Below are 20,549 nucleotides of genomic sequence, written 5' to 3'. Positions count from 1 at the left end.
CGGCCCGCCTTCTATCATTGGAAGACAGCGTTAGGATTATCCAGGCTGTCGGAGCCTTCAAGCTCGATCTTGCCGATATCGAGCGACGCAATGACGCGCTCGATCGTCTTGGTCTGGTCGATCAAGCTGTCGACGGCGGTCTGTACCACCTTGTTGCCCTCGGCATTGCCTTCGCCGATCATCTGGTCATAGGCCTCGCCTCCTTCGGCACGGTCCACCAGCGCCTTGAAGGCTGCATGGCTCGCATCGAGCTTGCCCTTCATCTCGGTGTCGAGCGCGGCGTCCTTTTCCGCGACCAGTTCCGAGAGCGACGGGCCGGTCAGCTTCGAGCCGTCGGCACGGGTATATTCACCCGTATAGACGGTCTGGATGCCGACGACGTCGTAGTAATGCGAGTTGTGCGTGTTGTCGGAGAAGCAATCGTGCTCTTCTTCCGGATCATGCAGCAGCAGGCCGAGCTTCATGCGCTCGCCGGCAAGTTCGCCATAGGAGAGCGAGCCCATGCCGGTCAGCATGGCGGTGATGCCGGCCTTCGGGTCGGCGGTCACGTTCTTCGTGGCCTCGCCTTCCGGCGCCCAGGCGGCAACCATCTCTTCGAGATCGGTGACGAGCAGCGACGAGGCGGCCTTCAGGTAGGCGCCGCGGCGGTCGCAATTGCCGTTGGTGCAATTGGCCTTGTCATAGTCCGAGGCCTGGCGGTTGCCGGCACCCTTGCCGGTGCCGTTCAGGTCCTGGCCCCACAGCAGGAATTCGATGGCGTGGTAGCCGGTGGCAACGTTCGCCTCGACTTCGCCCGCCTCGTGCAGCTCCTGCAGCACGGCCGGGGTGATCGTGGTGGCGTCGATCGTCTTGCCGCCGATTTCGAGCTTCGGATTGGCGATGACATTGCCGACGAACAGCGCGTTCTCGTCGCTTTCCGTGCCGTAGCTCGGGTCGACATAGTCGATCAGGCCTTCGTCGAGCGGCCAGGCATTGACCTTGCCTTCCCAGTCGTCGACGAGCGGGTTGCCGAAGCGGTAGGCTTCCGTCTGCTGGTAGGGCACGCGCGACTTCAGCCACGCTTCGCGCGCAGCCTTCAGCGTCTCGTCGTTCGGTGTGGCGATGAGCGCGTCGACCGCCGCGTCGAGCGCCTTGGCGGCCGCCAGCGAGTCGGAATATTTGGCATGGGCAATTTCAGCATAGTGCTTGACGATCGCAGCCGGATCGGCCGCCGCATGGGCGGTGCCGATGGCAAGGCTCGACGTCGCGGCAGCGAGCACAAAGGCAGCCGCGCGAAGGAAGGAAGTGGTCATGACGTCTCCTGGTGTCCTGTTCGATGTGTCCCCCGACACCGGACGTGGCGGTGCGCCTCCCTTGGCGACCGTCGCCCGGATGGCCCGGCAGGCAGGCCGGACCCGGGTTTATTCAGGCGTTATTGTCATGGACCAAATAAAAACTGGTGTCAAAGTGTATAGTTTAGAACGGTTTCAAGCTGTTCCACACATTTGACAGAGCGCAAGAGGGCCGGCGCCGCAGCCGTCAGGCCCGGCGGCCCATGGCGCAGAAGAAGAAGCCGTCCGTATCGGTGGACGCGGGCGTCAGCGTCACCGTCTTCTTGTCCGTCGACCAGGGCTGCGGCTTGTCGGTGCCGAACAGGTCCTGCCAGGCTTTGGCGGCCGAAAGGATCTCGAATTCCGGGTTGTTTTCGCAGAAAGCGTGGACCTGGTTCTCGTTTTCCTGCGGCAGGATCGAACAGGTGACATAGAGCAGCGAGCCGCCGGGACGCACATAGGCGCTGGCATTGGCAAGCGCTTCCTGCTGCTGGCCGAGGCGTTCTTCGAGGTTCTTCTCAGTGAGGCGCCACTTGGTGTCCGGCCGGCGGCGCCAAGTGCCGGTGCCGGTGCAGGGGGCGTCGACGAGCACGCGGTCGAAGCGGCCGTTGAGGGCGGCAAGGCTCGTAATGTCCTGATGGACCTGGACATTGCGGGTGCCGGCGCGCTTCAGCCGCTCAATGATCGGGGCGAGGCGTTTGCGGTCGGTGTCGTAGGCGTGCACCTGGCCCTTGTTGTTCATAGCCGCCGCCATGGCGAGCGTCTTGCCGCCGCCGCCGGCGCAGAAATCGAGCACCTGCTCGCCCTCCTGCGGCAGGACGAGATCGGCGACGATCTGCGAGCCTTCGTCCTGCACCTCGAACCAGCCCTTCTGGAAGGCGAGGTCGGCGGTGACGTTCGGCAGGCGCGACGGGCCTTCGCCGGCGGGAATGCGGATGCCCTGACGGGCGATGGGGGAGGCGACGGCGGCGTTGCGCTCCAGTGCCTTCAGCACCTTGTCGCGGCCCGCCTTCAGCGTGTTGGCGCGCAGGTCCAGCGTTGGGCGTCCGGCAAGCGCCTTGGCCTCGTCCAGCCATTTGTCGGAAAAGTTCTCTTCGAAGGAGGGCTGGATCCATTCCGGAATGTCGCCCTGCACATGCGGTGCCGCTTCGTCGAGGTTGCGGGCGCGGAAGGCGGCAAGCTTTTCTTCCGACAGCAGCTCCGGGGCAAACCGGTCGCCGTCGAGTTCGGCGGCGATGGCCTCGGGCGTCAGGCCCCATTGGCGCAGCAGCACGGCGTGGCCAAGGGCCGCGGGGCTGTCGTCGTCCATCAGATAGGCGTGCGACAGTTTCATGCGCAGCGCGTCATAGACGATGTTGCCGATCGCGGCGCGGTCGCCGGATCCGGCGAAGCGATGGGAGAGACCCCAGTCCTTGAGCGCATCGGCGACGGGGCGCCGCCGCGTCTCGATATCCGTCAGAACCTCGATGGCTCCGGAAAGCCGCCCACCCAATCGCATACGTTTACTCCGTTTTGCGTCGTGGTAGCGGCGGAACGCGCCGAGGGCAAGCCGGCGCGGTCAGATTAGAGTTTGTCAGGGAAAAGTGGGAACCGGTTTTCCCGGAAAGACAAACGAAAACAAAGAAACCTGGAGTCTGTCTGATTCAGAATGAACCAGACGGACTTCAGCGGCTGATCAGCCGATGACCTCGTAACAGATCTTGGCGTGGCCGGAGCGGATCATGCCGATGTTGGAGGCGGCCGCCTTGGACAGATCGAGCACGCGGCCGCGGATGAACGGGCCGCGATCGTTGATGCGCACCACGACGCTCTTGCCGTTGTTCGCGTTGGTGACCTTAACCTTGGTGCCGAAGCGCAGGCTGCGGTGGGCGGCCGTCATGAGGCTGGGGTTCATGCGTTCACCGGAGGCCGTGCGCGAGTGCAGCGCATACCACGAGGCGCGGCCGCAACCGGCTGCCTGAGCATCGGTGAATGTAACGAAGGTGGAGGAGGCGGCGACGAGGGAGGCAAGAGCCACACTGGAGAGTTTGAGCACCATGTTCGGATGACCTTCCGGGCGAGTTGTGAATTTCCGCTGCTATGCTTGCCCTATGAGGAAGCAAAAGTGGCGAAAACGTGCCTCAACCAGCCGCAATTCTGTCAAACCCCGCGCAGCTATACAGTCCATCGCCCGCGATGGATTTTTAATCTTCGTTAAGATGACAGGAAAAGTTCTTCGGAATCAGTCGTTAAACTGGATCGACTGTAAAGCTGGAATGGCCATGCGGCATTCGTGCAAATTTTCGGAAAAAACTTTCAATATTAGCAATCGCTGCGCATGAATCCGGCGGCAAAATTGGGGCAGATAAATTTATGGTTGTATAAAAGCGCAAAAGGCAAGGCTGCCGGCCCGCCGCCCTCAGCCTCGCCAGCGCCCGGAAGACCACAGGTCGGCGAGCGATTGGCGGTAGTTCGGGAAGCGGAATTCGAAGCCGGCAGCACGCAGCTTTGCGTTCGAAACGCGCTTGTTCTCTCCATAGAAAGACCGAGCCATGGGGGAAAGTTCCGCCGTCTCGAATGGAATATCCGGCGGCACCGGCAGACCCATCAGCCGGGCGGCCTCGGCAACCACGTCCTGCGGCGGGCCGGGCTCGTGGTCGGTGATGTTCCAGACACCGCCCAAGCGCTTGCCCGCAAGGAACAGCGCCGAGCGGCCGATGTCTTCCACACGAATGCGATTGAACACCTGGTCCGGCTTGATGAGGCGGCGGGCGGTGCCGTCTTCCATGTTGCGCAGCGCATTGCGTCCCGGCCCGTAAATGCCGGAAAGGCGAAGCACGGCGACGGGCAGGGCGGAGGCCTTGCCGAAGTCGAGCCAGTGGTTCTCCGCCTCGACCCGTTCGATCGAGCGGGCGGATACCGGGTTCAGCACCGTGTCCTCGTCCACCCAGGCGCCCTTGTGGTCGCCATAGACGCCGACAGTGGAGAGGTAGGCGGCCCATTCGAGCTTCGGCATCAGGACGGACAGCGCGGGGCTACCTATGCGAAACAACGGATCGCCATCCTTGCCGGGCGCGATCGACTGCACGACATGGGTGGCGCGCTTCATGTCGGCGGCAAGCGCTTCCGAAATCGCGCCGCCATCATAGAGTATAGGCTCGATGCCGAGGGTGCGCAGGCTCTCGGCCTTTTCGGCGGAGCGCGTCGTGCCGGAGACGGAAAAGCCGGCCTCCTTGAAAACGTCGCCGATGGCCTTGCCGGAAAAACCGGCGCCGAGGATCAGGAGATGCGTCATCGACAGTCCGCCTTCGCTCTTTCATATTCCGCGCGCACATCCGCGTCCGCGTCGTCCGCCCTTCCTGCCGCAAATTCTTCGAATTCGCCAGCGGTCATCAGCCGCGAGAGCGCCCATGCGGCCATGCCCCGCACCACCGGCGCGGTATCGTCGGCGAGTTGGGCGCATCGATCGATCAGGCCGCGGTCGCCGGAATTGCCGGCGGCAATCAGCACGTTTCGCACGAAGCGGTCGCGGCCGATGCGCTTGACGGGCGAGCCGGAGAAATGCGTACGGAAGCCGGGATCGTCGAGCGTCAGCAGGTCGGCAATCGCCGGCGCCTTCAGCTCCTCGCGCGACTTGAGCTTCATTTCGGAGGCGCTGGCGGCGAACTTGTTCCAGGGGCAGGCGGCCAGGCAATCGTCGCAGCCATAGATGCGGTTGCCGATTTTTTCCCGGAATTCCGGCTCGATCGGCCCCTTGTGCTCGATGGTGAGGTAGGAGATGCAGCGCCGCGCGTCGATCTTGTAGGGCGCTGGAAAGGCATCCGTCGGGCAGGAGTCGAGGCAGGCACGGCAGGAGCCGCAATGGTCGCGCTCCGGTTCGTCGCGAAAGAGGTCGGCGGTGGTGAACAGGCTGCCGAGAAAGAGCCAGGAGCCGTGCGTGCGGCTGACGAGGTTGGTGTGTTTGCCCTGCCAGCCGAGACCCGCAGCGGCGGCCAGCGGCTTTTCCATCACCGGTGCCGTATCGACGAAGACCTTCACATCCGCCCCGCCGCGCGCGGCAAACCGCGTGGCCACTTCCTTGAGCTTGCCCTTGATGATGTCGTGATAGTCGCGGTTCTGGGCATAGACGGAAATCGCCGCCCGGTCCGGCATGGCGAGCACGTCGCGCGGATCATGCTCCGGGCCGTAATTCATGCCGAACAGGATGACGGAGCGCACGTCGCTCCACAGCACACGCGGATCGGCGCGGCGGGCTTCCGTCTCCGCCATCCAGTCCATGGTGCCGTGATAGCCGGCGGCAAGAAAATCGGCGAGCCGGGCCGGCGCCTGCGGAATGGAATCGGGGCCGGTGATGCGACAGAGATCGAAGCCCTTGTCGGCGGCCTCCGCCTTGACGAAATCGGTCAGGCGGCGCCGGATACTCTCGTCGCCCGACATGTGTTCGTCCTTAGAAATCCAGGTCCGCGTAGTGCGAGACCGGGGTGACGCCGCGCACGCGCTCGGCCAGCAGCGGACGGAAGGAGGGGCGGGATTTCAGCCGCTGATACCAGTCCTTGGCCTGCGGCGCATCCGCCCAGTTGATCTCGCCCATATAGTCGAGCACCGAGATCATCGCGGCGGCGGCGAGGTCGGCATAGCTGAGGCGGTCGCCGGCGAGATAGGTGCGCGAGCCGGCAAGCCAGGAGAGGTACTTCATATGCTGGCGGATATTGGCGCGCGAGTTGCGCAGGATCTTGCTGTCCGGCGGGCCGCCGCCCTGGTCCGGCGTCATCTGCAACTTGAAGACACGCTCGCGCACCAGCGGGCGCGTCACGTCCTGCTCCATCTTCTGCAGGAACCACTCGGTCAGCCGGCGGATCTCCGCGCGCTGAAAAGGGTCTTCGGCGAGCAGTCGGCGATCGCGCTTCAGCACGCCGTGGGTCTCGTCGAGATATTCGGAGATGATGCTCGCGCCACAGAGCGCCCGCATGCTGTCATCGACATAGACGGGGAGCGTTCCGGCCGGGTTGAGGGCCAGGAAATCGCGGCGGTTTTCCCACGGCGCCTCTTCGGCAAGCTCCGTCTGGAAGCCGTATTCGGCCAGAATCAGGCGGACGAAGCGCGAGGCGGAAGACATCGGGTGATGATAGAGTGTAGGCATGAACGCTGCTTTTACTCGTCTTGCGGAAGGGGCGATGCCGGGCCTGCCGCTTGATGCGGACCTGATTTGGCGACGGCTGATTTGACGAACCTATAGAAATTTGGTGGTACAAACACAAGCGAATCGGGCTTTTTGCCGTAAGGCCGCTTCGTTTTCATGCTTTCCTTTCCCAGCATCAAGGAACTTTCATGGCAGACCAATCGATTGTCAGCGCCCTCATTCTCGGTCTCATCGAGGGCCTGACCGAATTCATCCCGGTGTCCTCCACCGCCCATATCCTGCTTGCCGGGCACTTCCTCGGCTTCAAGTCGCCGGGCAACAGCTTTGCCGTCCTCATCCAGCTCGGCGCCATCCTGGCGATCCTGTCCGTCTATGCGGCCAAGCTGCTGCGCATCGCCTTCGACCTGCCATCGCGCCCGGAGGCGCGCCGCTTCGTCGTCAGCGTGCTCTTGGCCTTCCTGCCGGCCGCCGTCATCGGCGCCATCGCACATGATTTCATCAAGACGGTGCTCTTCGAGACGCCGATGCTGATCTGCATCGTGCTGATCATCGGCGGCGTCATCCTCTATGTGGTCGATCGCCTGCCGCTGACGCCGCGTTATACGGATGCGATGACCTACCCGCCGTCGCTCGCCTTCAAGATCGGCCTGTGCCAGTGCCTGGCGATGATCCCCGGCACATCACGCTCGGGCGCGACGATCGCCGGCGCCTTGCTGCTCGGCACCGACAAGCGTTCGGCGGCGGAGTTCTCGTTCTTCCTCGCCATGCCGACCATGGTCGGCGCCTTCACGCTCGATCTCTACAAGAACCGCGATGCGCTGTCCTCGGATGACCTCGTGGTGATCGGGGTGGGCTTCGCGGCCGCTTTCGTCGCGGGTCTCTTCGTCGTGCGCAAGCTGCTGGACTTCGTCTCTCGCCGCGGCTTCACGCTGTTCGCCATCTGGCGAATCGTCGTGGGCACGCTTGGCCTGATCGGCCTTCTGGTCTTCGGCTGAAGATGTGGGTTTCGGCCGGTCTTTCGATCGGCCGAAGCTTACTTGACCGATGCGGTCGTGCAGGGGTCGACGCCGTAGGCCGGCGAACAGCCGTGCTTGCCGGCAGACACCGTTCCCGGCGCGGCAAAGGATCCGGCCACAATGATCAGAGCCGAAAATCCGAAGAATATTGCAATTGCCTTGCCCATGGGCCGGGAGCCTCTCAAAGTCCTGAAAATACGCCGCAGAACTGTCATCAGTACGACGCGACGGGGGCGGTGTTTATTCGCTGGTCCGACGACAATCAATATCGCGTCATGCTGAATCACGGGTAAATGCCACGCAGCTTTTTTTAACCGCTGCATAAGTGCAACAGAGTGCTCAAAGCGCTTTCGAAAATGAACCGGCCGCCGCGGGGTTTTCCCTCGCGACGGCCGGTCTTCATTGCGGCAATGGATGCGTCAGGCCGTCTTGTCGATCTTGGTGAACTGGCCCTGCTGGCGGTAGCGCACGAGGTAGCTCGGCAGGATCGCCTCGACGAGGGTCGGCTGGATGCCGATGGCCTCAAGGGTGCGGCCTTCGCTGCGGGCAGCCTCGGAGACGATGGTGTCCGAGCGCAGCAGCGTCACCTGGTCGGAGGTCAGCGGCGGTGCGATGAAGGGCACCAGCGAGGCGACGGAACCGATCGGCGAGGCGATGCCGAAGGGCAGCGAGACGAGCGGGTTCTTGCGGTCGACGACGCGGAGCATCAATTCCAGACACTGGCGGAAAGTCAGCACTTCCGGGCCGCCGAGTTCGTAGATGCGGCCGCGTTCGATCGTGCCGTCCACGGAACGGGCGACGGCTTCGGCGACGTCGGCGACATAGACCGGCTGGAACTTCGTGTGGCCGCCGCCGATCAGTGGTAGGACCGGCGCATAGCGTGCCATGGTGGCGAACTTGTTGAAGAAGCCGTCCTCCGGCCCGAAGATGATGGAGGGGCGCAGGATGACGGCATCCGGCACGGTACGCAGCACGGCGGCTTCACCGCGGCCCTTGGTGCGGCCGTAGGACGATTCCGACTTCTCGTTGGCGCCGATCGCGGAAATATGGGTGAGCTTGGCGCCGGCAGCCCGGGCAGCCTCCGCCACGGCGCGGGCGCCAAAATCCTGGACGGCATCGAAGGTGTTGCGGCCGGCCTCGAAGAGCACGCCGACGCAGTTGATGACGTGGTCGGAGCCCTCGACGGCGCGGTCGACGGACTGGCGGTAGCGCAGGTTCGCCTGGACGAAGGAGATCTGGCCGACGCCGCCGATCGGCTGGAGGAAGCCGGCGAGATCCGGGCGGCGCACGGCGACGCGGATGCGGTAGCCGCGGCGCGCCAGCGCGCGCACCACATGACGCCCGACGAAGCCCGAGCCGCCGAAGACGGTGACGAGCGGCGGAAGGTTGGACAAGGTCATGCGGGCAGCTCCTGAAGAGTAGGAAAGGTGGGTAGGGCCTACATAGCCCAAAGCGCCGGCAAGGTGAAGCGCGGCGAAGCGTCTCTCCTGCCGGGGTTTTCGCGGTGACTCAGATGCCTTCGACGACCACCATTTCCGCGTCCGCCACTTCCTGGCGGATCGCGGCGGCGATCTGGTATTCCGGCGAGTTGTAACAGTCGACGGCGGCTTGCAGCGAGGGGAACTCGATGATCACGTTGCGGGCGCGAACATCGCCTTCGAGGCGCTCGAACGCACCGCCGCGGGCGATGAAATTCGCGCCGTATTTTTCGAAGGCCGGCTTGGCGGCGGCGACATAGTCCTTGTAGCGCTCGGTATCGCGCACATCGACCCGTGCAATCCAGTAGCCCTTCGGCATGTCTCTCTCCCTTGGTTTCAGGCTTTCAGCGCGCCGTCCATCTCGGCGAGGATCGCCCTGGTGGCGGCAAGCGGGTCTGCGGCGTTCACGATCGGCCGGGCGACGACGAGGTGGCTGGAGCCGGCCTTCAGCGCATCGGCCGGCGTCATCACGCGCTTCTGGTCGCCGAGCTCCGCGCCCGCCGGGCGGATGCCGGGCGTGACGATCGCCATGTCGGCGCCGACGATCTTGCGCACGGCGTTTGCCTCCTCGGCCGAGCAGACGACGCCGCCCATGCCGGCGATGCGCGCCTGTTCGGCGCGGCGCAGCACCAGCGTGTGCGGATCATATTCATAGCCGGCGTCGATGACGTCCTTGGCATCCATGGAGGTGAGGACCGTGACGCCGAGCAGGCAGAGGTCGGCCCCCCTGGCGGCGGAAACCGCGGCGGCCATCGCCTTCGGATAGGCATGCAGGGTGAGCATCGACATGCCCATCTTGACGATGTTTTCCACGCCCTTGGCCACCGTGTTGTCGATGTCGAGCAGCTTCATGTCGAGGAAAACCTTCTTGCCGTCCTTGGCAAGGTCGCGGGCGAATTCGAGGCCGCCGGCGAAGACCAACTGGTAGCCGATCTTGTAGAAGAGGGCGGTGCTGCCGAGGGTGCGAACCACCTTTTCCGCCTCCGCGATGGTTGGAACATCGAGGCCAACGATCAGGCGGTCGCGCGCGGACATGGTCAAAACCCTTTCCAAGATTCGATTGGCGTCCAGTCGCATGTGACAGCGCGGTCTGCAAGCCGGAAAGCGAAAAGATTGCCGCCCCCGCCCGGCTGGTCGCCGTCGCGACGGATCGGCGTGCCTTTCAGGTAGCACTTCAGCAGCGTGCCGACGCCACCATGGCCGACGAAGGCGATGGGGACGGTCCGGTCGTGGCCGGCCAGCACCTGCTCGACGGCGGCAACGATGCGCGCCTGCGCATCCATCGCCCGCTCCCAGCCGCGAAAACTCGTCTCCGGATGGGCGAAGAATTCATCTGCCGCCGCCTCGAAGGCAGGAGGCGGCAGAAAACCCGTGGCGGAGCGGTCGTTCTCGCCCATGGCATGGTCGGTCTCGACAGGGATGCGGCCGTCGGCAAGGATGTCCGCGGTCTCGATCGCCTTGCGCTCGGTGCTCGCGACGAAGCGGCCGATCTGCTGCGCCCAGCCGGCCCCAGCCGCAAGCAAGGCGCGCTCGCGACCGTGCTCGGAAAGGCCCCAGTCGGGCACGGGCACGGCCGGGTCGATCAGTACCTGCGGATGGGTAATATAGAGCGCGAACATCGCCGCCGCTCAGTGCGTGCGGCGGTAGGTCCACAGCTGCGCCGGCGGGATGTTGCGCACGACGAAGTCGAGATGGCTGATCTGGTAGCGGTCCGGCATGGCGATGACGGGGGAGAGCGGACCGTAGGAAATCTGCACGACGGGGCGGCCGACGGGAATGCGCGTCAGCAGGTCCTCGATCATCGAGACGCGCCGGTGCATCGGGAAATTCAGCAGCGGCACGGCGGAAACGACACTGTCGAAGGTCGTCTCGCGTAGGTCGCCGAGCGTCTTTTCGAGATCGAAGGCGTCGCCATTGATGAAGTTGACTCCATGGAAGCGCTCGACGAGGTGGTTGTAGAAATCCGTGGAGAATTCGACCGAAGTCAGCTTTTCCGGGGCAAGTCCGGTGCCGAGGATCGCCTTGGTGATGACGCCGGTGCCGGGACCGAGTTCGAGCACGGGAAGGCCGGAGGCGGGATTGACGACGCTCGCCATGCGGCGCGCGGTAATGGAGGAGGTGGGAATGATCGAGCCGACCGCCCGCGTATTGCTCATCCAGCCCTTGAAGAAGCGAATCTCGTCGTCGAATTTCTTGCCGAGCCGTTCCTTGACCTTCACACGCAGCGTCATGCCGTCCCCCTTCATGGTATCGCTTTTCCGGCCGGCGGCGGGCGTCATTCCCGTCCGCGCATTCGACCATGGCGAATATGTGACGCGGTTTGCGTCAAAAACAAGTCTGATTGCGCCGTCGCCCGCAAGTTTCTAGAGCAGTTCCAGCAAAAGTGCGAAGCGGTTTTGCGTCCGGAATTGCGTAAAAACAAAGAAGGCGGCGTTGCCAGGTAAAAAAGAACCCGCCGGATAGCCGGCGGGTTCCACAACGGTTTCCCGATGCTGCCGGCCGCCTATACGCGCATCGGCATGAGCACATAGAGCGCGTCGTCGCCGGCGAGATCGCGCACCAGCGTCGGCGAGCCCGGATCGGCCAGCATGAACACGGCTTCCGTGCCGGAAAGCTGCGAGGTGATGTCGAGCAGGTATTTGGCGTTGAAGCCGATTTCTAGCGGATCGTTGTCGTAGCCGACCGCCAGTTCTTCCGTCGCACTGCCCGAATCCGGGTTGTTGACGGTGAGCGTCAGCTGGCCTTCGCCGAGCGCCAGTTTCACGGCGCGGCCGCGCTCGGAAGAGATGGTGGACACGCGGTCGACGGCCTGCGCGAAGGACTGGCAGTCGATCTTCAGTTCCTTGTCGTTGTTGGTCGGGATCACGCGCTGGTAATCCGGGAAGGTGCCGTCGATGAGCTTCGAGGTCAGCACGATCGAGCCGATGGTGAAGCGGATCTTCGCATCGGACACTTCCACGGTGACGACGAGTTCCGGATTGTCGACCAGCTTCTGCAATTCACCGACCGTCTTGCGCGGGATGATGATGCCCGGCATGCCTTCCGAGCCCGACGGGGCTTCGACGTCGGCACGGGCGAGGCGGTGGCCGTCGGTGGCGACGGCCCGCAGCTTCAGCGCGCCGTTGCTCTCGATCGTGTGGATGAAGATGCCGTTCAGGTAATAGCGGGTCTCTTCCGTCGAGATCGCGAACTGCGTGCGATCGATCAACATTTTCAGGTCCGTCGCCTTCAGGCGGAACGTGTGGGAGAAGCTGCCGGCGGTGAGGTCCGGGAAGTCGGACTGCGGCAGGCATTGCAGCGAGAATTTCGAGCGGCCGGAGGTGACCGTCATCGAGGAGCCGTCGGCATTGGTGGCGAGCGCCACTTCCGAACCGTCGGAGAGTTTGCGCACGATGTCATAGAGCAGGTGTGCCGGAACGGTCGTGGCACCAGCCTGCTCGACCTGCGCCGGCGTTGCTTCGGTGATTTCCAGGTCGAGGTCGGTCGCCTTCATGTCGAGGCTGGCGCCGTCCGAGCGCAGGAGCACGTTCGAGAGGATCGGGATCGTGTTGCGGCGCTCGACCACGCGGTGAACGTGGTTCAGCGACTTCAGGAGATTGGACCGCTCGAGAGTAATGCGCATGGATGTATCGCTTTCGACCGCTTGCACGCCGGAGACCGGCGCGGCATTGCCTTGGAATTCCGGCAGGCGCCGGATGGATGTGGACGGGCAAAATGGCAGAAACAGGCGGACGATTGCAAGTGCTAACGGCGCCGGACACAGGATAGTCAACTGCCGGACCTTGCGAGGGCATCGGCGCTCGCCCATAAGGAGGGGAAATGCGGCCGTCCAGCGGCTGGAAAGGTGACGGACGATGCGGGATGAAGGTGCGGCAAGCGGGACAGGTGCGGGTGCGAAAACCTTTCGCCTGCACAATGCCGTGATCCCGGCCCGGCCGCAGGAACCGGCGCTCTATCTGGTCGCCACCCCCATCGGCAATCTCTCCGACATCACGCTGCGCGCGCTGGAAACGCTCGCCGGTGCGGATGTGCTCGCCTGCGAGGACACCCGCGTCACCCGCGTGCTGCTCGATCGCTACGGCATCGTCAACCGGCCCTATGCCTATCACGAGCACAATGCGGACGAGGCCGGCCCGCGCCTCATCGCGGCGCTCGAAGCCGGCAAATCCGTGGCGCTGGTCTCCGACGCCGGCACGCCGCTCGTCTCCGATCCCGGTTATCGCCTGGCGCTGATGGCCATCGAAGCCGGCCACCGTGTGGTGCCGATCCCCGGCGCCTCCGCGCCGCTCGCCGCCCTCGTCGGCTCCGGCCTGCCGAACGATGCCTTTTTCTTCGCCGGATTCCTGCCCTCCAAGGATAAGGCGCGGCGCGATCGTCTTGCCGAGCTGGCAAGCGTCCCCGCAACGCTTCTTTTCTTTGAATCGCCGCATCGTATTGCGGTGACCGTCGCGGCCGCGGCCGACGTGCTGGGCGAGGGACGGGTGGCCTGCGTCTGCCGCGAACTCACCAAGACCTTCGAGGAATTCCGCCGCGGCCCGCTCGGCGATCTCGCCGCCTTCTATGGCGACGGCCACACCGTCAAGGGCGAGATCGTCTTCGTCATTGCGCCACCGGGCGAGGCGGCCGCCCCCGAGGCTGCCGATGTCGACCGGCTGCTTACGGCGCTCGTGAAGGACATGTCGGCTGGCAAGGCGGCGACCGAGGCGGCGCGCCAGACCGGCCTGCCGCGCCGCGATCTCTACCAGCGCCTCATCGACCTGAAGGGTGGCGATGCGGGATAAGGCGGCGGATCCGAGCCGGCTCAAAGCCTTCCGCCGCGGACATGTCTCCGAATATATCGCCGCGCTCTACCTGATGGCCAAGGGCTATCGCATCCGCGCCATCCGCTACCGTACCAAGCTCGGCGAGATCGACATCATCGCGCGGCGCGGCGATCTCGTGGTCTGCGTCGAAGTGAAAGCCCGGCGCGATGTCGACAGCGCCGTCTTCGCCGTTACAGCAACCACCCAGAACCGCATCCGTGTGGCGAGCGAAGTCTGGCTTTCCCGCCAGCCGGACGGCCATCGCCTCTCCTTGCGCTATGACATCGTCGCCGTGCGGCCCTGGCGTTTTCCCAAACACCTTGTGGATGCGTTCTGAGCAAAAGGAAAATGTAACGAAACTGACACGAAACCGTAACGCGCCCGTCACGGTCGCTCATTAGTGCACCCCTCACACCAAATCCGGTGAAGAGGAGCAACCCATGTTCAAGCCGCTTTCCCTCGCAGGTTTCGCACTCGCCGTTTCCGCCTCGGCCTCGATGGCCGCCACCAACATCACCTGGTGGCACGGCATGGCCGGCCGCAATGGCGAAGTCATCAACGAAGTCGCCCAGAAGTTCAACGCTGCGCAGTCGGCCTGCGCGCTGACGCCGGTTTCCAAGGGCACTTACGAAGAAGCGCTGGCTTCCGGCATCGCCGCCTTCCGTTCGGGCGAGCAGCCGAACATCCTCCAGGTCTTCGACGCCGGTGCGGCGACGATCATCAACGCGCCTGGCGCCGTCATCCCGGCTGAAGACCTGATCAACGGTGCCGGCTACAAGTTCGACCGCGAAGCCTTCATCGAGGGCGTGCGCTACTTCTACGCCGCCCCGGACGGCAAGTTCGTCGGCATGCCGTTCAACTCCTCGGCACCGATCATGTATGTCAACACCGAAGCTCTTGAGAAGGTCGGTGTCGAAGCCCCGAAGACCTGGGAAGAGTTCGAGGCGATCGCGCCGAAGCTCAAAGAAGCCGGCTACCTGCCGCTCGTCCAGTCGCAGCTGACCTGGCAGTTCACGGAAAACTTCTTCTCGCGCCACAACATCCAGTTCGCGACGAACAACAACGGTTACGACACGGTCGTCGACACCAAGATCAACATGACGGACCCCAACCTCGTCATGATGTTCACCAAGCTCAAGGCCTGGGCTGACGAAGGCTACTTCGGCTATTACGGCGCCGGCTGGAACGACAACCAGAAGCTCTTCGAAGAAGGCAAGGCCGCCTTCTGGATCGGCTCCTCGGGCTCGTTCGGCGGCCTCCAGAAGACCGCGCAGAAGCCGTTCTCGGCAACCTTCCTGCCCTATTGGAACAGCATCCAGGGTGCTGGCACCAACACCTTCATCGGCGGCGCTGCCCTCTTCGCGATGTCCGGCAAGCCGGAAGCCGAAAACAAGTGCACGGCCGACTTCTTCCAGTTCCTGACCTCGCCGGAAATCCAGAAGTTCTACCACGAGGCAACCGGCTACGTCGCCATCACCACGGCTGCCTACGAACTCACCAAGTCCGAAGGCTACTACAAGGAGAAGCCGGCGGCCGAAGTCGGTATCCAGCAGCTCATGCTGCCGTCGGGTGAATGGTCGAAGGGTTACCGCCTCGGCTTCTACCCGCAGATCCGCGAGATCATGGAGCGTGAATACGGCCGCATCTTCGCCGGTGAAACCACGGTCGAGGAAGCCCTGAAGACGATCGAGACCGAAGCGAACGAACTGCTCGCCCGCTTCGCCAAGACCGCCGGCTGATACTGCCATCCGCTGAAATTCGTGCCGGGGGCGTCCTGCTCCCGGCACGCCGCTATGAAGGTGGCTCCATGAAGCGCGTGCAATTCTCGTCGCCCACTCTGCCCTATCTCTTTATCGCGCCGCAGATGGCGATCATCTTCGTGTTCTTCTACTGGCCGTCCGTGCAGGCGATCCAGTCGTCCTTCTACCTCGAAGACCCGTTCGGCTTCGGCTCCACCTTCGTGGGCCTCTCCAACTATTCCGATGCGCTGGGCTCCGTGCAGTACCAGTCGATCGCCCGCTTCACGGTGCTCTTCACGGTGCTCGTCACCTTCCTGTCGCTGGGCATCGGCATGCTGCTTGCGGTGAAGGCGGATGCGGTGCTGAAGGGCAGCTCGACCTACAAGACGCTGCTGATCTGGGTCTATGCCATCGCCCCGCCGGTTGCAGGCCTCATGGGCATGATGTTCTTCGACCAGCATATCGGCCCGCTGGTGAAGCTCGCGGCCTTCTTCGGCTGGGACATGAAGGTCGGCCTCAACTACAACGACACGGCAATCGCCATGATCATCGTGTCGGTGTGGAAGCAGATCCCCTACAATTTCATCTTTATCCTGTCCGGCCTGCAGGGCATTCCGGTCTCGATCCGCGAGGCTGCCGCCATCGATTGCCGCTCCGGCATGCGCCGTTTCTGGACGATGACGCTGCCGCTGCTCGCGCCGACGGCCTTCTTCCTGCTCATCATCAACATGACCTATTCGCTGTTCGACACCTTCGGCGTCATCGACGTGATGGTGAAGGACAAGGCGGCCAACAACCCGATCACGCTGGTCTACAAGGTCTACATGGATGGCTTCCGCGGCAACGACCTCGGTGGTTCCTCGGCGCAATCCGTCATCCTGATGATCGTCGTCTTCGTGCTCACCATCTTCCAGTTCCGCTTCATCGAGCGGCGCGTCCATTACAATTGAGAGGGCGCCCGCCATGTACCGCACCCGTTTGTTCGACCACGTCATTCTCCTGATCGGCGTCTTCATCATGGTGGCCCCCGTGGTGGTCGCCTTCATGACCTCCACCCACGAGGCGGCCGACATTCATCGCAACGGCCTGTCTCTCACCTGGGGCGGCTATTTCACCGAGACCTACAACACCGTGCTGACGCGCAAGGGCGGCTTTACCGGCGAAATCACCGGCGCGCGCATGATCTGGAACTCGCTTATCCTCGGCATCGGCTTTGCCGCCGGCAAGATCATCCTGTCGATGCTGGCGGCCTACGCCATCGTCTATTTCCGCTTCAAGCTCGGCACGCTGTTCTTCTGGATGATCTTCACGACGCTGCTGCTGCCGCTCGAAGTGCGCATCCTTCCCTCCTACGAGGTGATGAACAAGCTTTCGCTCACCAACACCTATACCGGCCTCATCGTGCCGCTGCTCGCGTCCGCCACCGGCACCTTCTACTTCCGCCAGTTCTTCAAGTCCGTGCCGGAGGAATTGCTGGAGGCCGCGCGCATCGACGGCGCCGGGCCGTTCAAGTTCTTCATCGACATTCTCGTGCCGCTGTCGCGCACCATGATCGCGGCGATCTTCATCATCATGTTCGTCTATGGCTGGAACCAGTATCTCTGGCCGACGCTGATGACCACGGACGAGCGCTTCTTCACGCTGGTGCGCGGCATCAAGCAGATCCTGCTCGTCTGGGTCGGCTCCAACATTCCCGACTATAACGAGGCCTTTGCGCTGGCGATCCTCGCCATGCTGCCGCCGGTGATGATCGTGATGATCTTCCAGCGGTGGTTCATCAAGGGCCTCACCGAAAGCGACAAATAAGGAGCCTGTCCCATGGCATCGATCGGTATCAAGGACGTATCCAAGATCTACAATGGCGGCGTCACCGCGGTCAGCTCCGTCTCGATCGACATCGCCGACGGCGAGTTCATCGTGCTGGTCGGCCCGTCCGGCTGCGGAAAGTCGACTCTGCTGCGCATGGTCGCCGGGCTGGAGGCGATCAGCGAGGGCAGCGTGACGATCGGCGACCGCGTCGTCAACGAGATCGATCCGGCAGACCGCGACATCGCCATGGTCTTCCAGAACTACGCGCTCTACCCGCATATGTCCGTCTACGAAAACCTCGCCTACGGCCTGAAAAACCGCCGCACGCCGAAGGCCGAGATCGACGCCCGCGTGGCGGAAGCCGCCCGCATGCTCGAACTCCAGCCCTATCTGGAGCGCAAGCCGCGCGCGCTTTCCGGCGGCCAGCGCCAGCGCGTCGCCATGGGCCGCGCCATCGTGCGCAAGCCCTCGGCCTTCCTCTTCGACGAGCCGCTCTCCAACCTCGACGCCAAGCTGCGTGTCTCCATGCGCGGCGAGATCAAGCGCCTGCAACGCCGCGTCGGCACGACCTCGATCTACGTCACACACGACCAGCTCGAAGCCATGACGCTTGCCGACCGGCTCGTCGTGCTTTCCGGCGGAAAAATCGAGCAGATCGGCCGCCCGCTCGACGTCTACCACCGCCCCGCCACCACCTTTGTCGCGAGCTTCATCGGCTCGCCTGCCATGAACCTCGTCACCGGCGAGCTGCACGGTAGCAAGCTCGCGCTCGGCCCCGCCCTCATCGATCTCGGCGCGACGGTGCCGACGCAGGGTGCGGTGACCGTCGGCCTGCGCGCCGAAGACCTGCATATCCACGACGGCGCAAAGGGCGACCTGCCGTTCCGCATCGACTATGTCGAGGAACTGGGCTCGCAGCGCCTCGTGCACGGCGTCGTCGGCGACCAGCCGCTCGTCGCGGCCATCCCCTCCGAAATCCCGCTGCCGGAAACCGCCTCGCTCTCCATCGCCACGGCCAAGCTGCACTTCTTCGACAGCAAGAGCGGCCAGCGCATCGACTGGGTGGGCGAGGGCGCCGTCGCAGCCAGCATTCCCGCCATGGAGGTCGCCGCATCATGATCCGCGAAACCGTCGGCCGGCTGGCTGCTCCCACCAGCGTAGAACGCGCCGCCATTGCCGGCCTCGAAAAATCCATCGCCGCGCACGACGCCCATATGGCCGATCTCGCCTGCATGAATGCGGTGGAGGCCGGCGGCAGCGCCGAACGCGCCGAGCCGCTGCCCTTCCCCTTCACGGTCGCCGCCTGGAACCTGGAGCGTTGTCTGTTTCCAATGGAAAGCGCCGAACATCTGGGTGCCACCGGTGCCGAGATCGTGCTGCTCTCCGAGATGGACGACGGCATGGCCCGCACCCGCCAGCGCCACACCACGGCGGAAGTCGCCGAAGAGCTCGGCATGGCCTATCTCTACGGCGTCGAATTCGTCGAACTCGGCCTCGGCTCCGATACTGAACTGGAATTCTGCAAGGACCAGTTCAACCGTCGCGGCCTGCATGGCAACAGTCTGCTTTCCACCGTGCCGCTGCACGAAGCCTTCCTGCTGCGCCTTCCCGGCGAGCGCCTGTGGTTCACGGGCGAGGTCGACCAGCCGCGGCTCGGCGAGCGCATGGCGATCGGCGCGGTGATCAACACCGAATCCGGCCCGCTCGTGCTGGCCTCCACCCATTTCGAAAGCGCCACCACGGCCTCCTATCGCGAGCGCCAGATGGTCGGCCTCATCGATGCGCTGGAGGAGGCCTTCCCCGGCCGCCCCATGCTCATCGGCGGCGATCTCAACACCGGCAACCACGCCGACGGCGATTTCGAAGCGGAAGGCCTGTTCGCCCGCGCCGCCGAGCGCGGCTTTACCCGCCACGGCGGCCCGCTCGACGTCATGACGACGCGCCCCAGCCTCATCACCCGCTGGCCCGAACGCTCGATGAAGCTCGACTGGTTCCTGTCGCGCGGCCTTGCGGTCTCCGATACGCGCATCGTCTCCTCGCTCTCGCCGGCCGGCCGGCCGCTTTCCGACCACGACCTCATCACCTGCCGCATCGACGGTTTCGCCTGAGCGACGCGCGCCCGTTGCGCTCGCCCCTCGGGCACCTTAAATGTGTCGGGCATTCCTGAGGGGACTTTTCATGGCAAAGATCAAGAACGTCGCGGTCCAGATGGACCATGTGTCGACCATCAATATCGCCGGCGATTCCACCTTCGCCATGAGCATCGAGGCGCAAAACCGCGGCTACAAGCTCTTCCACTACACGCCGGATCGTCTCAGCCTGCGCGACGGCACGGTCTACGCCACCGTCGAGCCGATGGAACTGCGCGACGTCAAGGGCGACCACTACACGCTCGGCGCCCCGGAGCGCATCGATCTCTCGACCATGGACGTGGTGCTGCTGCGCCAGGACCCGCCCTTCGACATGTCCTACATCACGTCGACGCACCTGCTGGAGCGCATCCACCCCAAGACGCTCGTCGTCAACGACCCCGCCTGGGTGCGCAACTCGCCGGAAAAGATTTTCGTCACCGAATTCGCCGACCTGATGCCGGCAACGCTGATCACCCGTGATCCGGTCGAAATCCGCCGCTTCCGCGACGAGATGGGCGACATGATCCTGAAGCCGCTCTACGGCAATGGCGGCGCCAGCGTCTTCCATTCGACGAAGGACGACCGCAACCTCTCGTCGCTCCTGGAAATGTTCGGGCAGATGTTCCGCGAACCCTTCATCGCCCAGCAATACCTGCCGGACGTGCGCAAGGGCGACAAGCGCATCATCCTCGTCGATGGCGAGCCCGTCGGCGCCATCAACCGCGTGCCCGCCGAACACGATGCCCGCTCCAACATGCATGCCGGCGGCCGCCCCGAGCCGACGGAGCTGACGGCGCGCGAAAAGGAAATCTGCGCCCGCATCGGCCCCGCGCTGCGCGAGCGCGGCTTCCTGCTGGTCGGCATCGACGTCATCGGCGACTACATGACCGAGATCAACGTGACCTCGCCCACCGGCATCCGCGAAGTGAAGAAATTCGGCGGCGCCGACATCGCCGCCCTGCTCTGGGATGCTATCGAAAAGAAGCGCTAATGGTGCGCGCGGGGCGTTCCGTTCGCGAACGTCCCGCCTTCGTTCCGCAAATGCAACCGTGCACAACCAGCACGCGGAAAATCTTTGCGCAAGTTCTATAATTGTTCTTGTTTCATTCCGAATTCCATGCCAGATTTCCAGCTGCAACCCAGG

Annotated in this window: 22 protein-coding genes; 9 read left to right on the top strand and 13 right to left on the bottom strand. The window is 64.0% G+C overall.

The features are described from left to right. Nucleotides 1–14 precede the first annotated feature (14 nt). The 6 genes from AC1Q6Z_RS15690 to AC1Q6Z_RS15665 form a co-directional block, all read right to left on the bottom strand. Nucleotides 15–1,292: an imelysin family protein gene (locus AC1Q6Z_RS15690; protein ID WP_439614848.1), complete on the bottom strand. Its 1,278-nt coding sequence runs from the start codon at nt 1,290–1,292 to the stop codon at nt 15–17. Nucleotides 1,293–1,518: 226 nt separating this feature from the next. Continuing rightward, complete coding sequence (locus AC1Q6Z_RS15685) at nt 1,519–2,808, bottom strand: RsmB/NOP family class I SAM-dependent RNA methyltransferase (RefSeq protein WP_492648479.1); 1,290 nt, start codon at nt 2,806–2,808, stop codon at nt 1,519–1,521. A 177-nt stretch (nt 2,809–2,985) separates the two neighbouring features. Beyond that, entirely contained in the window at nt 2,986–3,348 is a 363-nt protein-coding gene (locus AC1Q6Z_RS15680) for a septal ring lytic transglycosylase RlpA family protein (protein WP_256118157.1), read from the bottom strand. 360 nt (nt 3,349–3,708) lie between these two features. Then, nucleotides 3,709–4,584 (bottom strand): NAD-dependent epimerase/dehydratase family protein, encoded by an 876-nt coding sequence (locus AC1Q6Z_RS15675; protein WP_492648478.1) that lies wholly within the window; start codon nt 4,582–4,584, stop codon nt 3,709–3,711. Further along, nucleotides 4,581–5,726 carry a tRNA epoxyqueuosine(34) reductase QueG gene (gene queG / locus AC1Q6Z_RS15670; protein WP_492648477.1) on the bottom strand — a complete coding sequence of 382 codons (1,146 nt, stop codon included), beginning with the start codon at nt 5,724–5,726 and terminating at the stop codon, nt 4,581–4,583. The genes AC1Q6Z_RS15675 and queG overlap by 4 nt, the downstream gene beginning before the upstream one ends. Before the next feature lie 10 nt (nt 5,727–5,736). Beyond that, nucleotides 5,737–6,429, bottom strand: coding sequence for a glutathione S-transferase family protein (locus AC1Q6Z_RS15665; protein WP_256118154.1), 693 nt, complete (start codon nt 6,427–6,429; stop codon nt 5,737–5,739). A 188-nt stretch (nt 6,430–6,617) separates the two neighbouring features. Here AC1Q6Z_RS15665 and AC1Q6Z_RS15660 point away from each other — a divergent pair, with 188 nt between their 5' ends. Further along, on the top strand, nt 6,618–7,424 hold the full coding sequence (locus tag AC1Q6Z_RS15660; RefSeq protein WP_492648476.1) for an undecaprenyl-diphosphate phosphatase: 807 nt from the start codon (nt 6,618–6,620) through the stop codon (nt 7,422–7,424). Between the two features lie 38 nt (nt 7,425–7,462). Here AC1Q6Z_RS15660 and AC1Q6Z_RS15655 read toward each other — a convergent pair whose 3' ends face one another. From AC1Q6Z_RS15655 to dnaN, 7 genes are all read right to left on the bottom strand, one after another. Beyond that, entirely contained in the window at nt 7,463–7,612 is a 150-nt protein-coding gene (locus AC1Q6Z_RS15655) for a hypothetical protein (RefSeq protein ID WP_256118151.1), read from the bottom strand. Nucleotides 7,613–7,864: 252 nt separating this feature from the next. After that, nucleotides 7,865–8,845: a complex I NDUFA9 subunit family protein gene (locus AC1Q6Z_RS15650; RefSeq protein WP_492648475.1), complete on the bottom strand. Its 981-nt coding sequence runs from the start codon at nt 8,843–8,845 to the stop codon at nt 7,865–7,867. A 109-nt stretch (nt 8,846–8,954) separates the two neighbouring features. Continuing rightward, complete coding sequence (locus tag AC1Q6Z_RS15645) at nt 8,955–9,242, bottom strand: DUF1330 domain-containing protein (protein WP_256118149.1); 288 nt, start codon at nt 9,240–9,242, stop codon at nt 8,955–8,957. A 17-nt stretch (nt 9,243–9,259) separates the two neighbouring features. After that, complete coding sequence (pyrF, locus tag AC1Q6Z_RS15640; RefSeq protein WP_492648620.1) at nt 9,260–9,958, bottom strand: orotidine-5'-phosphate decarboxylase; 699 nt, start codon at nt 9,956–9,958, stop codon at nt 9,260–9,262. A 2-nt stretch (nt 9,959–9,960) separates the two neighbouring features. Then, complete coding sequence (locus AC1Q6Z_RS15635) at nt 9,961–10,542, bottom strand: histidine phosphatase family protein (RefSeq protein ID WP_492648474.1); 582 nt, start codon at nt 10,540–10,542, stop codon at nt 9,961–9,963. A 9-nt stretch (nt 10,543–10,551) separates the two neighbouring features. Beyond that, the gene (gene pmtA, locus AC1Q6Z_RS15630) at nt 10,552–11,154 is read right to left on the bottom strand and encodes a phospholipid N-methyltransferase PmtA (protein ID WP_492648473.1); all 603 of its coding nucleotides are present in this window, start codon (nt 11,152–11,154) and stop codon (nt 10,552–10,554) included. Nucleotides 11,155–11,426: 272 nt separating this feature from the next. Then, nucleotides 11,427–12,545: a DNA polymerase III subunit beta gene (dnaN, locus tag AC1Q6Z_RS15625; protein WP_256118143.1), complete on the bottom strand. Its 1,119-nt coding sequence runs from the start codon at nt 12,543–12,545 to the stop codon at nt 11,427–11,429. A 232-nt stretch (nt 12,546–12,777) separates the two neighbouring features. On the opposite strand from dnaN, the gene rsmI reads away from it, so the two are divergent. From rsmI to gshB, 8 genes are all read left to right on the top strand, one after another. Continuing rightward, on the top strand, nt 12,778–13,704 hold the full coding sequence (rsmI, locus tag AC1Q6Z_RS15620; RefSeq protein ID WP_492648472.1) for a 16S rRNA (cytidine(1402)-2'-O)-methyltransferase: 927 nt from the start codon (nt 12,778–12,780) through the stop codon (nt 13,702–13,704). Next, nucleotides 13,694–14,062: a YraN family protein gene (locus tag AC1Q6Z_RS15615; RefSeq protein ID WP_492648471.1), complete on the top strand. Its 369-nt coding sequence runs from the start codon at nt 13,694–13,696 to the stop codon at nt 14,060–14,062. The genes rsmI and AC1Q6Z_RS15615 overlap by 11 nt, the downstream gene beginning before the upstream one ends. Before the next feature lie 103 nt (nt 14,063–14,165). Further along, complete coding sequence (locus AC1Q6Z_RS15610; protein ID WP_435266760.1) at nt 14,166–15,464, top strand: extracellular solute-binding protein; 1,299 nt, start codon at nt 14,166–14,168, stop codon at nt 15,462–15,464. A 68-nt stretch (nt 15,465–15,532) separates the two neighbouring features. Then, the gene (locus tag AC1Q6Z_RS15605; protein ID WP_439625706.1) at nt 15,533–16,414 is read left to right on the top strand and encodes an ABC transporter permease subunit; all 882 of its coding nucleotides are present in this window, start codon (nt 15,533–15,535) and stop codon (nt 16,412–16,414) included. A gap of 13 nt (nt 16,415–16,427) precedes the next feature. Further along, complete coding sequence (gene ugpE, locus AC1Q6Z_RS15600; RefSeq protein WP_439614859.1) at nt 16,428–17,270, top strand: sn-glycerol-3-phosphate ABC transporter permease UgpE; 843 nt, start codon at nt 16,428–16,430, stop codon at nt 17,268–17,270. Nucleotides 17,271–17,282: 12 nt separating this feature from the next. Then, on the top strand, nt 17,283–18,392 hold the full coding sequence (locus AC1Q6Z_RS15595) for a sn-glycerol-3-phosphate import ATP-binding protein UgpC (RefSeq protein WP_492648470.1): 1,110 nt from the start codon (nt 17,283–17,285) through the stop codon (nt 18,390–18,392). Beyond that, nucleotides 18,389–19,381 (top strand): endonuclease/exonuclease/phosphatase family protein, encoded by a 993-nt coding sequence (locus AC1Q6Z_RS15590; protein ID WP_492648469.1) that lies wholly within the window; start codon nt 18,389–18,391, stop codon nt 19,379–19,381. Before AC1Q6Z_RS15595 ends, AC1Q6Z_RS15590 begins: the two co-directional genes overlap by 4 nt. Nucleotides 19,382–19,451: 70 nt before the next feature. Then, nucleotides 19,452–20,396, top strand: coding sequence for a glutathione synthase (gshB, locus tag AC1Q6Z_RS15585; RefSeq protein ID WP_492648468.1), 945 nt, complete (start codon nt 19,452–19,454; stop codon nt 20,394–20,396). Nucleotides 20,397–20,549 lie beyond the last annotated feature (153 nt).

The sequence above is a fragment of the Shinella sp. GW835-FHT14H05 genome (assembly GCF_058793575.1).
The sequence above is the reverse complement of the archived record's forward strand: the minus strand, read 5'-3'. Positions and strand labels throughout refer to the sequence as shown.